Below are 22,422 nucleotides of genomic sequence, written 5' to 3'. Positions count from 1 at the left end.
ATCATGTGGATACACCATGAGCATCGATGAATTCACCGATCTCGTTTACAACAGGTAACAGATCCACAGAATTTGTAAACCACTTCTCATCACGCTTTTGGATTGTTCCGACTTCAAATCCATCCCAATGAATCAGATATTCATTGACTGAAGAGCTTTTAGGATATATTTCTATCTCTCTGTATCTGCCCTCTATTTCCGTTTTATATAAAGTATATTTTTCCATTACATAGTGATCAAGGAAACCTCAAACCTATAAGAAAAGAAATGGTTTTTGTGAGATTAAAAATTACAGTCATGGATGTTCTTTTGATAGCCATTCCAGTCATTGTGATGCCTGAATTGAATAACACATCCTTAGGTGTAAATACCGATGGTTAAACTGTATAACTTGATTTTAAATAATGTTTTATGGACACCGAAGGGAAAATTGAAGATTTTAGAGATTGGATCGATAATGTTGATTCGCGTCTTGCATATTTAATCAAATATTATGAAGCCTGTGAAAACTATGAGATGTGTGCGATCTTAGTCACGTACCAGGATACACTTCTTCCACGACTGGTGTATGATCAGATATTAAATGTTTCTGATAACAATATATAGGAAAAAGAGATATCCTACAATTTCTATAAATATAAGCACAGCATATTAAAGTAAAAAGGGTAGAAAAATGTATTGTAAGAAAGATGGGTATGGACTATTATGCAGATATGCATATCGAAATAGACGGAAATACAAACGTTTATACTGCTCATGAAACCGCTCATCAGGTGAAAGACTTGATGCTCCATTCAGGGTTGCATATTAAAGATACCCTTATCCATGTTGAACCTTATATGGATGATCAGAAATGCGGTAAATATATTTGAAATACTTCCTCAACTGGGTGTATTGAAATTTAAATGAAGTCACTGGTCGGCGATACATTTCTTTTTGTTGTCAGGTAAGTAATCATTAGTAAAAAAAGAAAAGTACTAGATCTCTTTTTCACCAATATATGGTACATCGCTATTTGCATCGATAAGGGATTTGCTATCCGCGGAAAGTGGGGATCGCTATAAAACTGTACAAATTCACTGTACGCTATACATTTTTTGTTTTTTATCGACAGGGCATCTATTTGGGGAACCATAAAATCTTGAATATCCAGCAGGTAAATCAATTGGACTGATAGGCATTATCCATCTCCCGGTTGGTTTGTAATTCATAGTTCGGTTTGATCCCTCTTTCATAAGATATCCAACCTTATAAATAAATTAATGTGTACACAATAATTCATGATTTTGAACGCTTTAATATATGAGAGCGTTAATTTAGATGAAAGGGACCATGATCATAGATCACAGTCCCTTTTTCTTTTTGTCAGTATTTAGCCGCAACATTTACTTTTATATTCCGGAAACATCGGTACAACTACCAAAAATAATTTAACGAGGTTATTTTCAAATACAAAATAGGTAGGGAGGTAAAAAAAGTTATTCAGCCAATAATCATGGTGTTAATTTAATGTGTTCAAATAACAGTTGACCCTTTAAGATCGGTCTGCACTACCAAAACAGGATGGCATAAATGGTGCTCCCAAATAAAAGTACGGGATTTAACTACTCTGTCGGACAAAAAAATAAAATTAAAAAATACGTCTTACTTTTATGACGATGTCTCAAGCCTTTCACTCAAAAAATGCAAACTGCCCTTTTTTAATAGGCGGAGGGGAAATGGGCGCATTGATGCGGGAAATGGACTGGTCGAATTCTATACTTAAGTGCAGAAATCATTGAGCGGCATGACGGTAAAATCTGGGTTGATAGTGAAATTGCCAAAGGTTCAATATTTCCCTTCAGCATTCCGGTAAATGGAAGGGCCAATGTTTCAACATTGTCGTAGTATCACCGTTCAGCAAATTATTCTTTCATGGACATCGCCCGTATCCTTTCAGCTATCAAAGGGGAAAATGTTTCATATTTCTGTCCGGATCCTGGATCTTACATTGCAAAACTTAGGGCAAAAGGGGCGCCGGAAAGGATGCTTAAAGTGGTCGATGGTTTTTCAGGTTCAATGCGCAAAGGAGAATTTGACGATGAAGGTAAAGACCTGACAACCATTTTGGGTAGACGGCCAGCAGATTTACAAGGGTTGCCGAGATCAGTTTATACAGATTGAATTTATTGGAAAAAGATGCTAAAGTTCGATAGGCACCGTAACCTGCATTGTTTAGCAGAACGTCAACCCTAACGAATTTTTCAATTCCTTCTTTCAAGCTTTTTCAATAGAATCTAAATCTATAACATCCAGTTTCGTATGCAGTAGTTGGTTTGAATTTACTAAGGTATCTCCTTTTCAGGATTAAGCATCGTAACCATTACATTCAAACTGTCTGGATTCCTGGAATCAGAAAGACTTTGCGGCGGGAGGCTTTGAATAAATGTATGTAAAAATAGCCAGTTATAGCTATTGCATAAAGTGACTGTACGAACTAACTTTATGTGACAGCAGAAAAGTATCATTGCTAATCAGCGTATTTAGTATTAAACCTTTAATCTACCTCCCAATGATCAAGACCATTTTACACCAAAAAGCTTTTGCCCTTGTCATAGCAGCCATACTGCTACTTTCTCTCAGCAGTGTTTCCTGGCAGTCGAAGTCTGATGATCAGCTGACAAACACCAAGTGGAAAGGAATAGCTTTTGTTCCGAACCCTCGGGAGGTAGTATTTCATTTTAAAAAAGATACGTTGCTCATTACCATCGACCTGGATATTATTGAAACAGAATACTGCCATGTAAGTGGAGATACGTTGACGATGAAAAAAATTAGTGGTGGAAGCCCCTGTACCGATGAGGTGGGTACCTACAAGTACATAATTAAGAAAGACAGTTTGACAATCACATCTTTGCGGGATGAATGTGGTGCAAGAATGGATTCGTTTTCATCTGAAGGTTATAAACGCGTTAAAAATTAAATTACCATTTGATATCAGGCCTGCCTTGACAACTGCTACTTGATGTTGCTGTTCAAGGGTTGAACAATGGATGTGGTGAATCAGATAAATCGATAAGCGACATCACAGCAAAACTCAAATCCTATTGATCAGAAATAATGGAGCATTATTTGTGATAGCCTACAAAACAATTATTATGAAGTCCCACATTGAGGTCCTGTATGATCCAAGATACTTTAAAGATCGTGAGGAATTTGAAACGATCATTTATGAGATTCAGGAAAGGCACGAAGCCTGGTTTTATGCCCGTATAAATCCGGTATCAGGTTTAGCACCCGATAAGATTTATAATTTTTACCGTTATTTTTATGATGAAAATCATGACATAGCCTTGTTTCTGGATGATGAGTTACACCCCGATATTAGAAAAGAATGTCGGGAAGCATTTGATTCGGTATTCCTTACTGTTGAAAAACATTCATAACTGAGGAAGCATTTACACAATCTCTTTTGCCTGTACCGTAGTCAAAAGGCAAATTGGCAGAGTCTATCTTCTCACTGCCGCATAAGGTATACCGTGTGAGGCTAAATAACAATTTTTTAGTTTTGAACGAGTTGATAATTTCAACTCAATAAAGAGCGGCGGATATATGGACCGTAACATTGAGCTAAAGGTAAAAAATGTAGTCAATAACATCAAAAGGGTACGCAAGTACCGCAATTACACGCAGCAATATGTTGCAGCAAAACTATCTATATCACAAAATACATACAGTAAAATTGAACTTGGTATCACCGGGTTGACATTAGAATGCCTCTTTCAGATTGCTGTCGTTCTAGATGTGAAGGTTGACTGGTTACTAACAATTGAACGCCCTACTGGCAAAGACATGGATTCTCATGCAACATTACATCTAATAATGTAATAATTTCGTTATTAAAAACTTTTCTTATTCAGTTAACGTAGATTGGTCATATTCTATAAAAATTATTAACCAGTTTATCTGCTCTATAAAATGGAAAAGGATCCAAACTTCGAATTTGAGCGCCTGCGTTGCATGATGCTTAAAGCTTACATTGTAAATCATATGACCGCTGAGGTTAAAACAAAGATCTCTGCCCAGGGTTATACGCCCACAGAGGTTGCGACTGCTTATGTATTGAAGACATATAAAAATTTTGATAACATTTCCCTCGTTGAGGACCCCCACCGACAGCTGTTAAATACCGTTCCGCGCTCGATTGCTGAATATCATCAACTCGTTTATAACGAAACAGGAGATCTGATTATTGATATAGTTTTCTGAGGCTCATGAAAATAGTATTATCCTCTGTTCAAAATATATCCAGTACAGGAAGATGTTCTTGCTATCAGGATTGGTTATTAAAAATGACTATGCCGTACAAACACTGTCTGTCAAGATTTATACCCTTTGTTTCAAAAGTGGAAACCAGCGTTTGATTTGGCTGTTTAGCTATTGTAATTACATTATGGAAAAGATAAAACATAGTTATGGAAGAAATTGAAAGACTTGAAGAGGAGGGTTACAAGGTAACTACCGGAGAAGATCAGAATACTAATAACCAAAATCCTGACACGGTTCAGCCACAGGAATCAGGAAACACTGACCTGGACACCCAGGATTCAAATGACCCAGATCCGCTGCCGGACCATGATTCGCTACCTTCCGATGGACCAGTGAGTGAAAGTGAAGGCGATAACAACAGGCCAGATCTGAATAACATTGAAGAGAATACCGATCCAGAACCAGGTGTACCCGAAGATGAAAATTAGAATTAACAGCAACCGCGGTGGGGCTGATGCAGGAGGAAACTTACATCGCCCAAACCAGCGGTATGTGTAACATCAATATGTGACAGCACGGTCATTCTTTTTGTCTAACATTTCTGGAATTGTAGGGTTATTGATGTGATATCTACGTCAAATATGGCCAGTAATATTTACACACACCCGCAGGAATACAATACAGATGAATCCCTATTATTAAAAGGGCTTAAAGAAAACAGTGAACCCGCATTTCGGAACCTGTATTACAACTATAAAAGCGCGCTTTTAGCCATAATTTTAAAAATGATGAAAAACAAAGAAGAGGCTGAGGATATTCTGCAGGAAACCTTTATTAACATATCAAAGAACCTGCATCTGTACGATCCCGATAAGGGAAGACTATTTACATGGATGGCAAGAGTTGCAAGAAACAAAACTCTGGATAACCTGAAAAGCCCTTCCGCAAGGCACAGTATTCATCAATTGGATGTAGAGGAGCTTGATGAAGATATTCTCCGGCCTCTGCAAATTTCATGCTTTAATGTAGAGGCAATCGGTTTAAAAACTCTGACAGATGGTCTGAATGCATCACAAAGAAAAGTGATTGATTTTATTTATTTTAATGGGTACACGCACCTGGAAGTGGCCGAAGCCTTAAATGTGCCTCTTGGGACTGTTAAAACAAGAAACAGAATGGCAATGAACACTTTACGTGCATTCTTTTGAGGCAAAGCGTATTTAGAAAGTCAAGCCTGCTCAATATATATGCCGTATCGAATGACCATAGGGAAGAGGGACCTGGAAATATTAGACGGTGACGACCACGGATACTATAATGTGTTTTGGCAAGATCTGCCGATTGGCTTTGTCTGCCGCTTGGAGCTGGGTATAGATGTGGGCAACACAGTTTGGGCTGGAAGCTCTGCTTTTCTTAACCGTCATGTCCAGGATATTTGTTTGTATATTGAACAATCCAATATTTAACGGCTGATTGAGTTGAATTCTGTTTCGACGCCTTGAAGCATTCTGTTTATATCTTTTTAGAAAAACCAAAACAAAAGTTATGAGAATAAAGTTTTGATTCCATACCTATAACGCTATGAATATAACTTGTAACTCACACAGGAACGAAAGATTGCTTCCATATAATGGCGCAAATATTGAATTTTTAGCAAAAAACATGAGATTGCCCATGAATCGGGTATTCGATGTTTTGAATGTAGTTGATGTCTCCGCAGATGAACTGATAACTTTTCTGATTAAGGAGAGGATCAAGAACCGATCCCGTTCTAGATTGCAGTATACTCATCATTTATATCGTAACTAGTACAACGACAATTATAGTAACCACAAATCAGCTGGAGTAGCTGTTAACTTATGCCGACCGCTTTTACCACAGGCAGTTAATAACCCGTAAAAAGTCAGGGCATTCGGTCCTTTACCGCCTTGAAAACTTACTGGAGGAGTATTTCAACAGTGAGAAACTGACAGGAGATGGAATGCCGACGGTACATCATTTTGTAGTGACTGCTGATACGGTAGAGCTGGCTATGCCAAGAACTGGCTGAGGATGTTTTACAGCAGGCCTGGTGTGCATTCTGATGATCGCAGACGGTGCCTGATCTAAGCGTAAACTTTGCATTAACCGACCTCAAAAAGGTTTGAAGATCTCATAAAAAGCGGACTGACACTCCCAACGAATTTCGGACGGAATTGTCTCGTTTATACAGATCTCAAGGCCATCATTAAAATCTGGAATATAGTCAATGTGACTAAGCAGCAAATTTTGACAACTGCCCACTTTTGGACAGCTTTGTCTGCTGAACCAATAATAATGCTTTTGTTGAATTGCCATTACCCTTTCTTCAAAATGGTGTATTTTATGCCCGTCCTGGCGAACAGATGCAAAGGATGTTAACTTATTCATACGTTTAAAAATTTGGTTTTTTATACATACGTAATTGTAGTTTCACAGTTTCCACTGTAACACCTTTTTTACTACAGACTATATTTTGTTGCTATATTCTTATCTAAAGCGGTAAATTAGCGTTGTTTTTGTTATAATCCCAAGAATTTAAAAGATTGAATTAAGATAGTTCATACGCTCGATTTGAATTTCAGTGGCAATTCTCTTTAAGAAAAAGTGCACTTTCCTGATTAGCATACTGCCACCGGGTTGATGAGTTGTCAATCACTATTTACGTTGCCGGTTTCTTTATTAGATCAAATAATTATGAACGATTTTTAATATACCATGTTCTAAGCCTCTTGCACAAACTCTCCATGTAATTCGGCAGTGTGATTTCCCCAACTTGTTATTGCTTCTAAAAGTGGAAATAGACTTTTACCAAAATCAGTCAGGCTATACACAACTTTTACCGGTGGTTTTTCACCATATACTTTTCGTGAAATTAAACCGTCCTGCTCTAATTGCTTGAGTTGCAAACTTAAAGTCATTTCAGTTATTGCAGGCATTTCCTTCCGGAGTTCATTATATCTTTTTTCATGGTCTTTAAGGTGGTAAAGAATAACCGCTTTCCATTTTCCGCCAATTAAATCCATGGTGAGACTTACCGTACATGGATATTTCTTCCCCTTTAGCTTGATGTAATTACCAAAACATTCAGTTTTCATATTGAAGAATTTCTAACCTATCCTTTTGGATAGTTATTGCAATATAGGATTACCATAGATAGTTTTGCAACTAAAATTATTATAGTATGGCACTTATCATTTTAGCACATCCAAAATTTAAAACTTCTTTGGCTAACAAAACCATTATGGAAGAGGTTCGGAAAAGCAAGCTGCAAATCGAAACCAGGGATATTCATGACCTGTACCCTGATTACAAAATTGACGTAAAAGCAGAGCAGGATGCTTTGCTAAGACATCATACGATTGTTTTTCAATACCCAATTTACTGGTATAATATGCCAGCCATTTTGAAATTATGGTTTGATTCGGTATTTGAATACCAATTCGCCTATGGCTCAAAAGGAGACAAATTAAAGGGCAAAAATTTTTTACCGAGTTTTACTGTTGGTGCCCCTGAAAGCGAATATACCACATTAGGCGATCATCATTTCCGCATACATGAATTTTGTAAAAGTCTTGAGCAAACAGCTTATTATGCACAAATGAAATATGTTGATCCAGTGTATTTTCATGGAACATCTCTGGTAGCCGGATATACAATAAATGATGTGAAGAACAAAGCAAAAGATCAGGCTAAAAGATTACTGAGGCGACTAACTGAACTTGATAATTTTGCAACCCTACATGAAGTACCTTAGTAACTCAGTTAAAAGCGGCTTTACTCAACACTTATTTTAATACTTTAGAAAAGCAACCGCAATGAGGATGATCCCTCCGGCTCCGTAATGTTGTATCAGAACAATTTATTGAAATTATTCGTATGTAGTAATATCAAACATGTTATGTATGCCATATCAATTTACCTTAGGCCAAAGAACCATTGAATTATTGGAATGTGATCCGCAGGGACATTATTATGTTTTCTGGGAAGATCTGCCAGTGGGCTTCGTTTACCGTTTAGACCTGGGTATAGATGTAGGTACCATAGTCTGGGCAGGAAGCTCTCCGTTCCTTAACCGTCATGCCCAGGAGATTGGTATGTACATTCAGAAGCACATTCTCTAACTGCCGTGTTTACTGTCATCTTGAATTGAAAGCATGATCAGAATTGAGATTATATTACTGAGAATAATATATCATGTGGATGATTATTTTTTCCTGGTTACTGGATTCAGATCTGCAAAAATCTCTGCTTTAGGCGATGGTCTCGAAAACGTTTTGCATACCGCTATCCACGGAGGGAGTGACAAGAAATACAAGTTTTGTTCATGTTTTTTCAAAAAAAAATGAATTAAACTACACATATCACTATATTGTTGCTGATTACTCCAAACAAATAATTGTCACGATTACCGAATACAGATGATGCTACATTTAGAGCAATTTATTATAGACAGAATTACACAGTTTAGGCTTCAAATGCGGCTAACCCAAAAGGAACTTGGCAAAATCATCAAAGTGTCGGCTTCCTTTATCAGTAATGTTGAAAATCCGAGGTCTACAGCAAAGTATAATTTGAGGCACATTGCTCTGCTGTCAGAAAACTTTCGCTTAAAGCCGGTATTTTTTTTGCTTACAGCGTCCGAATATGCAAAAATTGATCCTGATTACAACGAATCAGGCATTTTTCCTGTACCTATTTATTAATAGTCTGTAACGCAGGACCGGCAGGGGTATTGCGCAATACCAGAAAAGCCTATCTTTGAAACGTGAATTACAAAATGTTACACCTCTATAAATTTTGTTAAGGTTATTGATTGTGATCTCCGGACTAATTTTATCCGGTTTTAACGCATATATATATCCGGTACCTGAGCAAGCGCAGTTTATTTTCTTTTTATCCGGAGTGATCGTACTTGGAATTCCTCACGGCGGAGCAGATCTGTTGGTGGCCGGTCAGCATTCCAGGAATACGAACCACATCTTTTCAAAAGCAAAGTTCAACCTGCTGTACCTCGGAAATATTTTTTTATTTCTGCTGGTGATGATTTGGTTTCCCTTAACCGGACTGGTTTTATTCTTACTGCTGGCGGCTTACCATTTCGGAGAAACAGATTTGCAGTGTTTGAATATTCAAACACTGCCCGGAGATATTTTCATTTTTGTTTATGGCCTGTTAATCCTCGCAGTAATTCTTCTTCCGGATTTTCATCACGTATGCGAAGGTTTAGCAATGCTTCATCCTGATAGCGGTACCGTGCAGATATTAACCTGGATGACCGATAACAGTACAGCTATTTTGGGGGGAATTTTGGCCATATTTATTTGCAGCGGCACTTTGTTTTTTGCTTACCATCAGCATCTCCTTAAAAGGCATTGGCTTCAGTTGATCCTGCTTGTCATTTTAATTGCCATCGTTTATGAGTTACCCTTAATGTTGAGCTTTAGTTTTTACTTTGTAATTTGGCACTCCCTCATTTCACTGAAGAAAATTACAGTATACCTTTCAGCTGAGGAACCCATCCATCCCATTTTCTTAGTTAAAGAAATCTTTAAAAATAGTATCATCGCCCTGCTGGGAGTTGCAGTTTTGGGTTGGGCAGCTTTCGCCTTTTTAGATCACAACGATTTAGTCCTGTATACAATCCTGGGATTGGCCGTACTTACTGCACCGCATATGAAGGTGATGCACCAAATGTATCGTCAGTTAAACACACCATGAGCATCTATGAAGGTACCGATCTCGTTTACAACAGGTATCAGATCCACAGAATTGGTAAACCACTTCTTTCCCCGCTTTTGAATTGTTCCGACTTCAAATCCATCCCAGTACATGAGATATTCATTAACCGGAGAGCTTTTAGGATAAATTTCGATCTCTTTATATCTGCCCTCTATTTCAGATTTATATAATGTATACTTTTCCATCTCCGGTTGATTAAGGATGCCCATAACCTGGAATACTAGATCTGATCAAATAGTACGAAGCTTGTGAAAATTACGAGATGTGTGCGATCTTACTCAAGTACCAGGATACACTCCCCGTAAGATTTGGAGGTGATCAAATGTTCAATGTTCCTGACGACAGTAAATAAATAAAGAGTGCCATTATATAAATGGCCTGCAGCCGGGGCTCTCGTTTACTTTGCTATCATATATTTTGCTGTAATAAGCAAAAGCAAGGTGCGGTCCGATTTTGCTTCTTTGTAGTTGTCATATATAAGCTGTTTGATCTGGTCGTTTTTCATTTTAACAGCTGCCATCTGCAGGACCTGGAAGGAAGATGCCTCCATACTTTCAATGTTTTGCATATAAAATGCTATAGAAAGGTCTCTGAGCTCAGGATCTGCAGAATAGGTATTGATATCTTCGAAAGCATCATCGACTAAACCAATTAAGCCTGTGCAGCTGCCTGCCGCTATTTCCGAATCCAGGATGCTATAGATGATCTCCATCCTTGCCAGCTGTTTTTCTACATTTTCCAACGTTTCTGTTATCGCTGATCTGAGGTCGGTAAAATATATCTGATTGATCAGGGAAGGTAGGTTTTGTACCAGATGCGCCTTTGCTGCATATATTTTATCAAGGTGAGTTACAAAAAAGATCTTTAATTTATCATGACCCAATTGAATTTTTTTGTCTTTGTTTGAATTTTTGGCGTTATCTTCCATCCGTGCGGTGTAATTATCAAATATATGGAAAGGACGTAAGGCTCAGAAATAATTTTTTAGAAATAGTGAGGCGGAATTAATCAAGAAATCGTTTTACGTGCACCAGCAGCTGGAAAATATCAAAAGGTTTGCTGATAAAAAGATTGGCATCACAGTCTTTTGCCAGTGTTCCCAGATTGGTACCTGAGGATACCAGAATAAGTGGCATATGATTGTGTACATGACGTTTTTTAAGCTTGCTACACATTTCAGTGCCCATCAACGGTAGCTCTGATCGCTGAACATCGAGCAATACAAGGTCAGGGCATAACTTTTCTATTGCTGCAATTGCTCCTGCTTTATTCGTGAAAATTACATCAAAGCCTTCATCCATGAGTGCGATGCGGAGAATTTCCATGACATCCTCATCGTCGTCAATCACGAGTATTCGTTTTGGCGCAGATAGTGTCATGTTGATCAGATTAAAAGACCGGAAACTTTATGCAGGAGGTCTTCCAGGTCAAATGGCTTGGCAATGAAACCATTTGCCCCGTATTTTTCTGCAATAAGTTTACCATCCGTACTGGCAGAATACATCAATACCGGTATATTGGATTTCGTATGATCAGCCCTCAGCTGGCTTAAAATCTGATCGCCTGTGATCACCGGCATCCAGATATCAAGGAGTATCAGATCCGGTGATTCTTCTGCTATTCTATTAAGCGCATTGATACTCTTTGCTTCTACGACCACCTGGTAACCATCTTCTTCCAGGACCATTTCCAGCATTTCCAGAATACCATGATCATCGTCACAAATTAATATTTTTTTTTCTTTCATTGAATACGCCTTTTATTTAACCTTGTATGGGTATCGTAAAATTAAATGTTGATCCCACGTTTCTTTTACTTTCGACCCAGATAGTACCGCCGTGGTTTAAAATGATTTGCTGACAAATGTAAAGGCCAATACCCATACCAGAATAATGCCGCTGAACTTCGGCAACTCGATAAAAACGATCAAAGATTTTAGCATAGTCGGCCTCAGTGATGCCAATACCTTTATCCGTAACTGAAAATTTGATCACATCACTTATTTTTGTAACCTGTACAGTTACGGGAGTATTATCAGGTGAATACTTGATCGCATTTCCAAGCAGGTTTGATACCACCTGGATAATATGTGATTCATCGGCATTACACTGACATTCAACACTACCCTTTAACAGGATTTCCCGCTGTGGAGTGGCAGCCCTGATGCCCTCGATGGTTTCAATCAACATTTTATCAAAGTCGAATGGTTCCTTATGGATCTCAATGTTTCCGGTCTGAATCCTTGATACATCCAGTAAATCTGAAAGCAAATGATTAAGACGGTGCACATATCTCTCAGTCTTATCTGCTATAGACCTGAATTTCTCGCTTGCTTCTGCCGGCATGAGCCTTTTCATTAATTGAAGATAACCTACCACTGTTGTTAGAGGTGTTTTTAGTTCGTGGCTGGCGATTGAAAGAAAATCATCTTTCCGTTGCTGCACTGCTCGACGCTCGGTAATATCTTCTATAGCGAGCAATATCCAGTTTTTATACTGGCCCTCCAATTCAACGCGGTGGGCATTTAACAACATCAGCTTTTTGCCTATATGGGGGAATTCATGTTCTACCTCATAATCAAGTACAGGATTATTGGTAGGCAGGATATCTTCCATCATTCGTTTTAGCTCAGGAATGTTCCATTGTCCGTTACCGAGATCGTACAATAACCTGCCCTTCGTTTCGTTAATACTGACTTTAAAAGTATTGAGGAAGTGGGCATTGGCACTTAAAATAGTAAAGTCATGATCGATAACCAGCAAGCTTTCCCGCAGGGTTTCAACAATACTCGTCATAAAATCCTGACTTTCCTGATACATTTTTGTTCGCTCTATAACGAGTTTTTCGGTTTCAATTTGCACCCTTTCAAGTTCAAGCTGGGACTTCTTTCTGCTGCTGACATCATTCTGAATGCCTATAAAGTGGGTAACAACGCCTTCATCGTTCGTAACGGGAGAGATGTAAAGCTCGTTCCAGAAAAGCTTTCCTTCTTTGGTGTAATTCCTAATTTCAACAACGCAGCTTCGACCATTTGATATTGCTTCGTGCACAATTCCCCGGGCTGCCTGTTTACGGTCTTTTCCTTGCAGAAAGCGACAATTATGGCCTATAATATCAATTCTTTTATAACCAGACATTTGTTCAAATGCAGGATTACAGTATATGATCGGATTGTCTGGGAGCGAGTTATCTGTAATCACTATACCTGTATTTGTAGATTCTACCACTCTGAAAAAGAGTGTCTGATCTATCCCTGTTAAAGCAGCCCTATTGATGATATCTTCTGTCAACGTAAATTCTTATTAGATGAGTTATAAAATCAGTTATTTCCAAAATTTGCCTACTGTTTCAAGTAAGTCATTAATATCAAATGGCTTCCTCATATATGAATTCGAATTGCAGGCCAGGGCTATCTCCGGCAAATTTCTTTCCGCAGATAAGAGCATGACCGGTATCCCATTGGGAGGAATAAAAGCCTTCAATTCTGCGCATATTTCATCTCCTGTCAATTTATATCCTTCAATCCGTACATCCATGACCAGAAGGTCAGGATTTAATTTCATGATCTCATTCACTGACTTTCCGGTTAATGAAGAATCTACAATGTATCCGTCTGATTCAAATATCAGTTCCAGCAATTCCAGTATACCAGGGTCATCTTCAATAATAAGTATGCGCTTCGCCATAAGACTTGGATTAATTGATTCAAACAAATAATGGAAAACGTTAAAAATTGTTTTGAAAATTATATATATCCTGAAGCATTTCAAAACATAACTTCAAATTTCATTTGTACTTACATCGAAACACGAAAACACTGTAAAATCACCCTATGATTTAATACTTTGAGTGATATTATCCCAGGGTGTCGGAAATTCAAATTATAAATGATTGAACCAGGAGAGGAATTCAGAACTTGTGGTGCTGTTAAAATAGTCCGTTTGAATTATAAAAAGGCATTCTCTGCCCCGTTGAAAGCTGATTTAAAATAAGCGCTGTGCGCGCAGATTTCTGGATACAGGCTTAGCTAATTAGTCACTTGGTAAACAGGCAGAAATAATGACTATGCAGGTTTTAGAAAGTGCCTATAGAGAATTGATGCTTCAAATCTTTTATACTGGGCTTTAATCTTAGAGCAAATTTATTCATATACAATAATTCATGATTATGAATGCTTTATTAGATGAGAGGTTACAAATATTACTCCATAAACAATAAAGAAGGACATTGTTCAGATTGTTGAGACATGTAATCATGAATATGAATTATCTCACAAGATAAAGATATTTCAATTGCAAATTTATGCCAGAGTAACTATCTTGTAAGAAGCATGCTATAGCTGTTGCAAAACGGATGCGAAATTCAAGATACCTGATATAAACCTACTGAACATGAAAACACTGACCAACCTTAGCAACCTGATCAGCTTTCCCCGGCGGTCTGGAACCGGCCTGGTGAGGAATTCTTTACTGTCTGCGTTCATTACAATAATTCTCTTTAGCTCCTGCAAACAGGGGGGGGCGACCGTTGAACATACCGCAGATGATCGTGCCGACAGCGTAGAGATTGCAAGAGAGGATATCCTGAACTCTGATATATTAACAAAGGATGAGCAGGCAAGGTTGAAGCCTGCTGATGTGCTTGCAAGGATGAAGAAAGGTAATATCGATTTTATGAAAGATAACCTGACTGTTCGTAATACTACCTCTAGAGTCAGAAAAGCATCCCTGGGACAATATCCTAAAGCGGTTGTTCTGTCCTGTTTGGATTCAAGAGTACCAGTGGAAGATATATTTCATAGTGGGATAGGGAATCTCTTTGTAGTAAGGGTTGCCGGCAATATCATCAATGAAGATATTCTGGGCAGTATGGAATACGCCTGCAAAGTTTCAGGTGCAAAACTTGTGTTCGTGCTAGGGCATGAATACTGTGGTGCAATCAAATCTGCTATTGATGGTTTTCAGCTCGGAAATATCACTGCTCTGCTCCGGAAAATTCAGCCTGCAGTGCTAAGCTCCAAAGCTTCATTCTCTGGTAAAGCCCTTTCATCAAATCCAGCTTTTGTTGAGGAGGTGTGCGATGAAAATGTTAAATTGTCTATCGAGGCGATACGCAGAAGGAGCTCCGTCCTCAAGGAAATGGAATCAAAGGGAGAAATTATGATCGTTGGTGGCGTCTACGATATGAATTCCGGTAAAGTAGAGATTCGTGAATTGGGTCTGTAATGTTCTTGTATCAGCTGGAATATATGCTTAAAAATTTGCGAAATCTGATCCTCACACAACTTTTTATAATCCTGGCAAACATTGGTACATCTGCCCATGAAATATACCATACGGACACACTTCTTACACTTCTGGAAAGCAAATCAGACGATCTGGTCAAACAGAAACAACTAACGAAATTATTTTATAACCGTTTCCTGCTTTCTTCGTGTTATGACTCCCAAATTAAAGACATAGGGAATACACTAAATCAGCATAGGATATCTGGGAGTCAGGAGATTGTCAGGGTGGCTCGAATATATATATTGAGACGCTTGAATAATCTTCCGACAGCCGAAAAGGAGCTGGTTGAAGCTATCGGAGATGCCGAAGTAAGAAAACCACTTGCCAATATCCTGGCTATCTGCGCGCTGCTGAAAGAGAAGGACAATACCGAAGAAGATACAAACAGCTATTATGAGATTCTCGATCAGCAGGTGAGAGAGATGGACCAGAAACTGAAAGAGGTAGAGGTGAAGCTCCATGAATACAATTAGCAGATGATGTAAATCATTAGTTTCCAGCTTTTGTATTTTTAAATGTTATATCATGCTTCGGCCATGTATCCACTGGAAACTTACTTTCTATACAGAGGACACCTTTTGAGCAGGTATTCCAGCGGGCTGCTGTAAGAACCATCAGTATTGGTAAGGAAGGCTTTATGTGTCTGGTTATAGATGCTGGCATTGTTGTCCATGTAAATGTTAAGGGAAACACTAACATCATAGCGTTGTACAGAATTACTGTTGCTGTATTCCGAACCATTTACTTTAACCTTATCCTCACTCTTGCGTTTAACGTCAGTATTCGTATTGCCATATGAACTGCTGGTTGCATATCCTTTATTCTGCGTTATGGTACCGTCAATAATATATTCTGCTCCGAGAATGTCACCAATTTCTTTCATGGTGAAACCCATCATTTTGTCCCTTGTTATACCGGCTTTAATCAGTGCAGCATTTGTTGATCGGACATCAACTATCGTATAGCCTGCGGCATGTTTAGACAAAAATGCATACGTATCTTCCTGTGCCTTAATACCAATTTCTGCAGCCCCGGCCTGCCTGTCCATTAAAAAGGCAAATGGAAGAATGGCAATTTTATTATGATGATCTGCGGGACTCGCTGACATGGCCACCGGATCATTTTTTCGTGTTTCAGCAGGTTGTGCAGCTTGACCAAAGGTTTCTATACGCCCACTGGAGTGTGTAATTTTTAATACGTCAGATTTCTTAATGATGTATTCCGCGGTTTCCCCTGCATAAACGAAATGAATATCAAAATCACTGACCTGGGTAACTTTCCCTCTCATTTCCTCTCCATTGGATTTTAATATTACATCCTGGTTAACCGCTGATTTGGTTTGCGAGTAAGCGTTTAGCATAAACATTACCCCGAAAATAAAAATTAGATGCTTTTTCATGGTTGAGATGGTTTAGTATCAAATATAAGTACATAATTAAAAATTAACAATTCTTTGACAAATTAGTTGCAGACTATTGTTTTAAATAACTATTTCCATTAATTTTATTTCATAACCTGGTTGAGAGTGGAGGCATGGCTATAAAATTATTATTTATCGTTTCAATTTTTACTGGTATTTTGCTTTTCCGCTGCCAGGAACTATGTGCCCAGGGCAAAGTGGATTCGGTTCATGTCAGGAATTCCGCAGACAGTTCATCCGCATTTGTTAAAAAAATGAATGCTTTCGCTCAGCGGATGAAAGACGAAAGTGCCGGGGATTTTGAAAGCGACAGGACCGAGATGGCACAGGACAGGGCACTGGATATCATCAGGAAGTCCCTGCAAAAAGCTACGTTATACCTGAAAGGTGGCATAGATACTCTCGGTTTCGCCCAACAGCTTACAGATCTGGAGAAAGACTTTGGTGTGGCCAGTGATGGCGTGCTTACCCAAAAAGGAACAGCACAAACCAACCGGAATCTTTTTGCAACGGCCAATATCATTAATGAGCTTTTAAATAAAACGCTGGCGATCAGAAATAATCTTGCTATACATCACGAAACCCTAAGTGCCTTTCGTTTTCAACTGGATTCACTCAGTAATAATCCCGTCCTGTTTAAGTTTCCAAAGGATTCTGCCAATACAGTAAAGTACCTGCAGCACCTTGTAGTGATGGCTTATCAGGTGAGTCCCATAGACAGCTCCATTAAAATTGCCGCCGCTAATGTAAGAACCTTGTTAAACAGGACAGATATGATTGCGCTTAAACTGCAGACAGGCCTGGAAGAAGTGCACTTGTATCAAAGAAAAATGGCAATTGGTGTTTTCAACCGGGAATTCGGCAATATATGGGATCCTGCAGGATATGCGAGGCCATTCTCTGAGATATTAACGCAGGCTAAAGCAAAGGGTGAGCTTAACTTAATGTTTTTCGCGGGTAATAACAGCGGTAAACTCATCGCTGTTCTACTATTGATTATCACTTCATATATCTACCTGCGGTCACTAAAAACTATATACATAGAAAAGGGACTGCTCAATGTTAATTTTGACGGACAATTGGTGCTCAGGTACCCGCAGCTTTCAGCGATGATTATTGTCATTAATATTTTTCAGTTTATTTTTATATCACCGCCTTTCATTCTCAGCCTTCTTTTCTGGACAGTGGCGGCTTTTAGTTTAAGTGTTATCTTCCGCAATTACATCAACCGTTACTGGTACCGCGTTTGGATGATCATGTTTGTACTATTTTTGATTTGCGCCTGCGATAACCTGATCCTGCAGGCCTCACGTACCGAACGCTGGCTAATGTTTTTCATATCACTATCAGGATTCTTAGTTGGGGTAACGGTATTATTGAAGGGACGCAGAAGTACACTGCGGGAAAAATGGATGATATATACCATTGGATTGATGACCCTGATTGAGTGTGGAGCTGTGTGGGCAAATGTTTTTGGGCGGTACAACCTGGCTAAAACACTGATGGTCACTGGTTATTTGAATGTGGTGATCGCCATTCTCTTTTTGTGGACTGTAAGGCTGATCAATGAAGGTTTGTATCTCGCCTTTAATGTTTATACCCGGCAGGAAAAAAAATTGTTTTATCTCAATTTTGAAAGGGTGGGTAACCGGGCACCGACCTTTTTTTATGTTGCTCTGGTTATTGGCTGGTTCATTCTGTTCGGGCGCAATTTTGCGGGTTTTAGTTACATTGCCGGCCCTCTGCAGGATTTCTTTACAAGAGAGCATTCTATAGGTGACTATACCTTTACAATCAATAAATTATTATTATTTCTAGTGATTATCGCTATTGCGGTTATGGTTTCCAGGGTAGTATCCTTCTTCGCTTCTGACGGGCATATCGCTACAGATAAAAACAATGTGAACAGCAAGCGTGGGGTGGGCAGCTGGTTGCTGCTCATCAGGATAAGTATTCTGGGAATAGGATCGTTTTTAGCTATTGCAGCAGCAGGCATACCTATGGACCGGCTTACTATTATCCTTGGGGCACTTGGTGTAGGTATTGGCTTTGGCTTGCAGACATTGGTTAATAATCTTGTGAGCGGATTGATCATTGCATTTGAAAAACCGGTGAATGTTGGTGATATAGTAGAAATTGGTGGCCAGGGAGGAACTATGAAATCCATAGGTTTCCGCAGCAGCGTGATTTCTACCTGGGATGGTGCCGATCTGATTATGCCGAATGGTGACCTGCTCAGTTCACATTTAACCAACTGGACACTGGGGGGCAGCCATAAACGGCTTTCTATTCTGATTAGTGTTGCTTATGATTCGGATCTGAACAAAGTCAGGAAGGTCCTGGCAGGGATTTTAGACAAGGAGGAAAGAATCCATCAGCATCCCGCACCAGTAGTGCAATATGAGCAGTTCAGCAACAGTTCCATTGACGTTAGAATATATTTTTGGGCCCGCCAGATGAAGGAGGCAGGCGATACGCGAAGTGACCTCATCATAGCCATCCAGACTGCTTTTGCGGCGCAGGGAATTAATATTCCTATCCCGCAGCAGGATGTTTATGTACATGGACCAAAAGACGAAATTTGACCTTTTCATTTAAAATAACCTCTCATGAAAAAGCTCTATTTATTTCCTGTCATTCTATTCCTCTTTCTGTTCACCAAATGTCAGTCTGGAAGTAATCAGGCAAATGAAACCAACGCTAAAGCACTACCAGTTGAAACTTTGGGCTCTAATAATTCTGCTTATGCTGATGATCAACAACTGAACCAAGATGATGATGATGATGATGATGGGCAGCGCCCGGAAGATGTGATGAAAGTTCAAAAATTTTTGCGCTACTTTTTTAAGAATGACCTGCAAAGAGATCTTATTCAACCAACGAGTCGTCAGTTTAAACTGCAGTGTGCTGATTTAAATGCTGATGGCAAGGATGAAATCTTTGTTGGATTAACAGGGCCATATTTTTGTGGTTCCGGAGGATGTACTTTTCTACTGCTGGATCATACCGGAAAGCTCATTACAAAATTTACAGTATCCAGTTATCCTGTGATTGTGGATTCTACTTTCACTAAAGGCTGGCACGATTTGCTGGTGCAAAGCCAGGGCAAGTTTCACAGGTTGAAATTTACCGGCACTCGTTATCTTTCAAACCCAAGTTTAGCACCAATTACAGATTTCCTGCCCTCGAAAAAACTGTTATCTGTATTCGACAGCTGGGAAGAGAAAAAAGCGTGGCACGTATTCTAAATTCAAGATTCAATTGTAGCCCAGATTTATGCAGTATTTACTCAAAGAAAGTTTCGGTTATTTACTTTTAACGTTGCTCCTGTATATAATAGGTGTTGACAATGCAATTGCGCAAAATAAAGACAGGCCAAAGTACCAACCAGACAGTACGTATATCGAAACCTTTGACGATTGGTTTGTGATTAAACCATCGATTACCAATACAGCTGAAGCGCTTGTAGCGAAAACAGGTGATTACAATATTGTACTGGAACCCAATACCAATGAAGTAGTCAGAACTTACTTCAGTTATCAGTTTATATCTTTCTACTTTGATTACCTGCCTCATTCTGCGATAACCAACAATGACAACGATGAAAAGGGGACGACTAAACTTTTTACGCTCGGAACAACTTTAAATCACAGGCAATGGTTTGGTGACCTTGCCTACAGTAAAACCAAAGGGTATTTTGTGGAGAATACCAGAGCGTTCCGCGAGGATTGGAAAGATGGAGACGCTTATATTCAAATTCCGGATTTACATGTAACCAGTTACAATGCCTCCGTAGGATATAATACAAACAAAAGGCTGTCACTGGCTGCAGCTGTATCGCAAACGGAAAGACAGCTGAAAAGTGCAGGGGCCTTTTTGCCGAAAATATCTTTGAGATACTATATCATCGATGACCGAAGCCCCCAGAGCAACGTCAATGAGAAATCAAACAATTTGCAGGCCCTCCTTGGTGCCGGCTACCAATATACCGCGGTGTTTAACCGGTCCTTATATTTAGTTGGTTCTTTTAGCCCCGCTTTTGGTTTCATTCATACCAGGGTACAACAACGCAGTGAGGGCGATTTAATAAAATTTAGCCAGGAGGGGCCTATCTATCAATGGGAAGGCAAATTCGGATTTGGCTACAACAGTCACCGGTTTTTTGCAGGCAGTTATTTGACCGCTACCTCTGCGAAATATGCCCAGGGATTAACTTCTGCAGAGAACAACAATGCTGATGTATTCCTGCAACTCTTTGTTGGGTTCAGGTTAAAGGCGCCAAAACTTATCAGTAACAGTTATAAAAAGATATTTCGCTAATGGGAAGACAGATTACTCTCACCCTAATCTTACTAATGTTAAGTCTGGGATGTTTTTCACAAGGTTTACGGGATACGCTGTTTGTTCCGAAAAAGAATTTTTTGCGTGCTGCTACAGAACTTTTTGTGGTTCAGTTATTACCCTGGAGTTATGATAAATATATCGCCAAGGGTGAATGGGCAAAGCTGGATATCAACAGTATTCAAAGAAACCTGAATCCGAGGAACTGGGAATGGGACGATAATAGTTTCAAAACCAATCAATTTGGACATCCCTACCACGGAAATTTATATTATAATACGTTCAGAAGCAACGGCTATAGTTTTTGGCAGTCTGTACCTGCCGCCTTTGCCGGCAGCTTTGTCTGGGAGGTAGCTGCCGAGACGAACAAATTCGCACCCAATGATTTTATCAATACAAGTCTGGGCGGTATCGCCTTAGGTGAAATGACTCACAGGATTGCCGGGAAGATTGTGAACAACCGTGCAAGGGGTGCCAAACGTCAGATGCAGGAAGTGTTTGGCTTTCTGGTTAACCCGGTAAATGGCGCAAACCGTTTGATTAGTGGTGAGTGGGGCAGGGTACATGGAAAGGCTGATACAGCGAATCAGTTAAAGGCTGATTTAATATTGGTTCCAGGCATTTTAATGTCAAAACCTATCAGACAAAGCTGCGGGGCAAGGAAGAGCTATATGTACGTTTAGGTCTGCTGTACGGAGATAAGTTTGAGGAATCAAATTCTCCCTTTGACTACTTTTCTGCTGTAATTGAATTAGGAGGCGGAGACTCCACTTACGTCAATAATGTGCAGGTGAGTGGTGCGCTGAAAACATGGCCAATGGAAAACGATGGACATGCTCAGCATATGTATACCATCACTATGAACTATGATTTTATCAAGAACAATGCTTTTCAGTATGGTGGCCAGAGTTTCGCGTTCAAATTAATGTCCAACTGGAATACGGATAGCAAAGTGCAGTTTAGCAGTGAAATTGGCAGTGGTGTTATTGCCCTGGGGGCAGTGCCCGACAAATACCTGTTTTATGGCGAAGGACGAAACTATGATTATTGCGCGGGGATACAAGTAGTAGCAGCAGGGAAGGTCAATTTCAATAAGCGGTTTGAAGCAGCTTTCAACTATCGTGGGAGCAGGTTTCAGACTATAAATGGTAACCCTTCATCCTATATTCTGAATACGCTCTCCGCAGATTTGAGAGGATATCTTAACCAGAAATTTTCGCTGGCTGCTGGTGTTGGTCAGTATTCATTAAATGGCTTTTTCAGGGGATTTGAGTACGTCGCAGAGATTTATCCTTTTGCCCGTTTCTCCCTTGGCTACATATTTTAAAACAATTTTAATCATTTATTTAAATACCTCAAAAAACC

29 protein-coding genes are annotated in these 22,422 nt (G+C 39.3%); 20 read left to right on the top strand and 9 right to left on the bottom strand.

Features of this window, described 5'->3' with window-relative positions:
- Window position 1 precedes the first annotated feature (1 nt).
- Window positions 2-226: a hypothetical protein gene (locus FN831_RS23430; RefSeq protein ID WP_142530633.1), complete on the bottom strand. Its 225-nt coding sequence runs from the start codon at window positions 224-226 to the stop codon at window positions 2-4.
- Window positions 227-411: 185 nt separating this feature from the next.
- Here FN831_RS23430 and FN831_RS23425 point away from each other — a divergent pair, with 185 nt between their 5' ends.
- The 10 genes from FN831_RS23425 to FN831_RS23380 all read left to right on the top strand — a co-directional run bounded on the left by FN831_RS23425 (window position 412) and on the right by FN831_RS23380 (window position 5,714).
- Entirely contained in the window at window positions 412-606 is a 195-nt protein-coding gene (locus FN831_RS23425; RefSeq protein ID WP_142530632.1) for a hypothetical protein, read from the top strand.
- Window positions 607-650: 44 nt separating this feature from the next.
- Complete coding sequence (locus FN831_RS23420; RefSeq protein WP_262711901.1) at window positions 651-872, top strand: cation transporter dimerization domain-containing protein; 222 nt, start codon at window positions 651-653, stop codon at window positions 870-872.
- A gap of 1,042 nt (window positions 873-1,914) precedes the next feature.
- Window positions 1,915-2,163 (top strand): Rossmann-fold NAD(P)-binding domain-containing protein, encoded by a 249-nt coding sequence (locus FN831_RS23415; RefSeq protein WP_142530630.1) that lies wholly within the window; start codon window positions 1,915-1,917, stop codon window positions 2,161-2,163.
- Window positions 2,164-2,551: 388 nt separating this feature from the next.
- Window positions 2,552-2,962 carry a hypothetical protein gene (locus FN831_RS23410; RefSeq protein ID WP_142530629.1) on the top strand — a complete coding sequence of 137 codons (411 nt, stop codon included), beginning with the start codon at window positions 2,552-2,554 and terminating at the stop codon, window positions 2,960-2,962.
- A 175-nt stretch (window positions 2,963-3,137) separates the two neighbouring features.
- On the top strand, window positions 3,138-3,425 hold the full coding sequence (locus tag FN831_RS23405) for a hypothetical protein (protein WP_142530628.1): 288 nt from the start codon (window positions 3,138-3,140) through the stop codon (window positions 3,423-3,425).
- Window positions 3,426-3,591: 166 nt separating this feature from the next.
- Complete coding sequence (locus tag FN831_RS28500; RefSeq protein WP_142530627.1) at window positions 3,592-3,867, top strand: helix-turn-helix domain-containing protein; 276 nt, start codon at window positions 3,592-3,594, stop codon at window positions 3,865-3,867.
- 90 nt (window positions 3,868-3,957) lie between these two features.
- On the top strand, window positions 3,958-4,248 hold the full coding sequence (locus tag FN831_RS23395) for a hypothetical protein (protein WP_142530626.1): 291 nt from the start codon (window positions 3,958-3,960) through the stop codon (window positions 4,246-4,248).
- A gap of 206 nt (window positions 4,249-4,454) precedes the next feature.
- The gene (locus tag FN831_RS23390) at window positions 4,455-4,736 is read left to right on the top strand and encodes a hypothetical protein (protein ID WP_142530625.1); all 282 of its coding nucleotides are present in this window, start codon (window positions 4,455-4,457) and stop codon (window positions 4,734-4,736) included.
- Window positions 4,737-4,889: 153 nt separating this feature from the next.
- Window positions 4,890-5,456, top strand: coding sequence for an RNA polymerase sigma factor (locus tag FN831_RS23385; protein WP_142530624.1), 567 nt, complete (start codon window positions 4,890-4,892; stop codon window positions 5,454-5,456).
- Between the two features lie 51 nt (window positions 5,457-5,507).
- Window positions 5,508-5,714 carry a hypothetical protein gene (locus tag FN831_RS23380; protein WP_142530623.1) on the top strand — a complete coding sequence of 69 codons (207 nt, stop codon included), beginning with the start codon at window positions 5,508-5,510 and terminating at the stop codon, window positions 5,712-5,714.
- Between the two features lie 1,275 nt (window positions 5,715-6,989).
- On the opposite strand, the gene FN831_RS23370 is transcribed toward FN831_RS23380, so the two are convergent.
- Window positions 6,990-7,364: a winged helix-turn-helix transcriptional regulator gene (locus tag FN831_RS23370; RefSeq protein WP_142530622.1), complete on the bottom strand. Its 375-nt coding sequence runs from the start codon at window positions 7,362-7,364 to the stop codon at window positions 6,990-6,992.
- Window positions 7,365-7,450: 86 nt separating this feature from the next.
- On the opposite strand from FN831_RS23370, the gene FN831_RS23365 reads away from it, so the two are divergent.
- The 3 genes from FN831_RS23365 to FN831_RS23355 all read left to right on the top strand — a co-directional run bounded on the left by FN831_RS23365 (window position 7,451) and on the right by FN831_RS23355 (window position 9,987).
- Window positions 7,451-8,023 (top strand): NAD(P)H-dependent oxidoreductase, encoded by a 573-nt coding sequence (locus FN831_RS23365; RefSeq protein WP_142530621.1) that lies wholly within the window; start codon window positions 7,451-7,453, stop codon window positions 8,021-8,023.
- A gap of 148 nt (window positions 8,024-8,171) precedes the next feature.
- Window positions 8,172-8,390 (top strand): hypothetical protein, encoded by a 219-nt coding sequence (locus tag FN831_RS23360; RefSeq protein WP_142530620.1) that lies wholly within the window; start codon window positions 8,172-8,174, stop codon window positions 8,388-8,390.
- Window positions 8,391-9,084: 694 nt separating this feature from the next.
- Window positions 9,085-9,987, top strand: coding sequence for a Brp/Blh family beta-carotene 15,15'-dioxygenase (locus tag FN831_RS23355; protein ID WP_262711900.1), 903 nt, complete (start codon window positions 9,085-9,087; stop codon window positions 9,985-9,987).
- Here the strand turns inward: FN831_RS23355 and FN831_RS23350 are convergent.
- The 6 genes from FN831_RS23350 to FN831_RS23325 all read right to left on the bottom strand — a co-directional run bounded on the left by FN831_RS23350 (window position 9,969) and on the right by FN831_RS23325 (window position 13,694).
- Complete coding sequence (locus FN831_RS23350) at window positions 9,969-10,193, bottom strand: hypothetical protein (protein ID WP_142530618.1); 225 nt, start codon at window positions 10,191-10,193, stop codon at window positions 9,969-9,971. The two genes, FN831_RS23355 and FN831_RS23350, sit on opposite strands and share 19 nt — an antisense overlap.
- A gap of 212 nt (window positions 10,194-10,405) precedes the next feature.
- On the bottom strand, window positions 10,406-10,936 hold the full coding sequence (locus FN831_RS23345) for a DUF892 family protein (RefSeq protein ID WP_142530617.1): 531 nt from the start codon (window positions 10,934-10,936) through the stop codon (window positions 10,406-10,408).
- A 76-nt stretch (window positions 10,937-11,012) separates the two neighbouring features.
- Window positions 11,013-11,387, bottom strand: a complete 375-nt coding sequence (locus FN831_RS23340) for a response regulator (RefSeq protein WP_142530616.1) — start codon at window positions 11,385-11,387, stop codon at window positions 11,013-11,015.
- Window positions 11,388-11,392: 5 nt separating this feature from the next.
- Entirely contained in the window at window positions 11,393-11,755 is a 363-nt protein-coding gene (locus FN831_RS23335) for a response regulator (RefSeq protein ID WP_142530615.1), read from the bottom strand.
- A 16-nt stretch (window positions 11,756-11,771) separates the two neighbouring features.
- Window positions 11,772-13,298 (bottom strand): PAS domain-containing protein, encoded by a 1,527-nt coding sequence (locus tag FN831_RS23330; RefSeq protein ID WP_246101717.1) that lies wholly within the window; start codon window positions 13,296-13,298, stop codon window positions 11,772-11,774.
- Between the two features lie 33 nt (window positions 13,299-13,331).
- A complete protein-coding gene (locus tag FN831_RS23325) occupies window positions 13,332-13,694 on the bottom strand; it encodes a response regulator transcription factor (protein WP_142530614.1) in 363 nt (120 codons plus the stop codon).
- Window positions 13,695-14,399: 705 nt separating this feature from the next.
- On the opposite strand from FN831_RS23325, the gene FN831_RS23320 reads away from it, so the two are divergent.
- Together FN831_RS23320 and FN831_RS23315 are read left to right on the top strand one after the other, a co-directional pair.
- A complete protein-coding gene (locus tag FN831_RS23320; RefSeq protein WP_142530613.1) occupies window positions 14,400-15,233 on the top strand; it encodes a carbonic anhydrase family protein in 834 nt (277 codons plus the stop codon).
- Between the two features lie 314 nt (window positions 15,234-15,547).
- Window positions 15,548-15,769, top strand: a complete 222-nt coding sequence (locus FN831_RS23315; protein ID WP_142530612.1) for a protein kinase family protein — start codon at window positions 15,548-15,550, stop codon at window positions 15,767-15,769.
- An 80-nt stretch (window positions 15,770-15,849) separates the two neighbouring features.
- Here FN831_RS23315 and FN831_RS23310 read toward each other — a convergent pair whose 3' ends face one another.
- Window positions 15,850-16,695 carry a hypothetical protein gene (locus FN831_RS23310; protein WP_142530611.1) on the bottom strand — a complete coding sequence of 282 codons (846 nt, stop codon included), beginning with the start codon at window positions 16,693-16,695 and terminating at the stop codon, window positions 15,850-15,852.
- Window positions 16,696-16,829: 134 nt separating this feature from the next.
- Here FN831_RS23310 and FN831_RS23305 point away from each other — a divergent pair, with 134 nt between their 5' ends.
- From FN831_RS23305 to FN831_RS23285, 5 genes are all read left to right on the top strand, one after another.
- A complete protein-coding gene (locus FN831_RS23305; RefSeq protein WP_142530610.1) occupies window positions 16,830-19,301 on the top strand; it encodes a mechanosensitive ion channel family protein in 2,472 nt (823 codons plus the stop codon).
- 24 nt (window positions 19,302-19,325) lie between these two features.
- Window positions 19,326-19,964, top strand: coding sequence for a hypothetical protein (locus tag FN831_RS23300; RefSeq protein ID WP_142530609.1), 639 nt, complete (start codon window positions 19,326-19,328; stop codon window positions 19,962-19,964).
- Window positions 19,965-19,992: 28 nt separating this feature from the next.
- Complete coding sequence (locus tag FN831_RS23295) at window positions 19,993-21,036, top strand: DUF4421 family protein (protein ID WP_142530608.1); 1,044 nt, start codon at window positions 19,993-19,995, stop codon at window positions 21,034-21,036.
- 35 nt (window positions 21,037-21,071) lie between these two features.
- Complete coding sequence (locus FN831_RS23290; RefSeq protein ID WP_185960584.1) at window positions 21,072-21,740, top strand: DUF3943 domain-containing protein; 669 nt, start codon at window positions 21,072-21,074, stop codon at window positions 21,738-21,740.
- 134 nt (window positions 21,741-21,874) lie between these two features.
- On the top strand, window positions 21,875-22,384 hold the full coding sequence (locus FN831_RS23285; protein ID WP_142530606.1) for a hypothetical protein: 510 nt from the start codon (window positions 21,875-21,877) through the stop codon (window positions 22,382-22,384).
- Window positions 22,385-22,422: the final 38 nt, after the last annotated feature.

It is taken from the genome of Pedobacter westerhofensis (assembly GCF_900182595.1).
GTDB classification, from domain to species: Bacteria; Bacteroidota; Bacteroidia; order Sphingobacteriales; family Sphingobacteriaceae; genus Pedobacter; species Pedobacter westerhofensis.
Note: the sequence above shows the minus strand (reverse complement) of the source record. Positions and strands in the feature narration are given on the sequence as shown.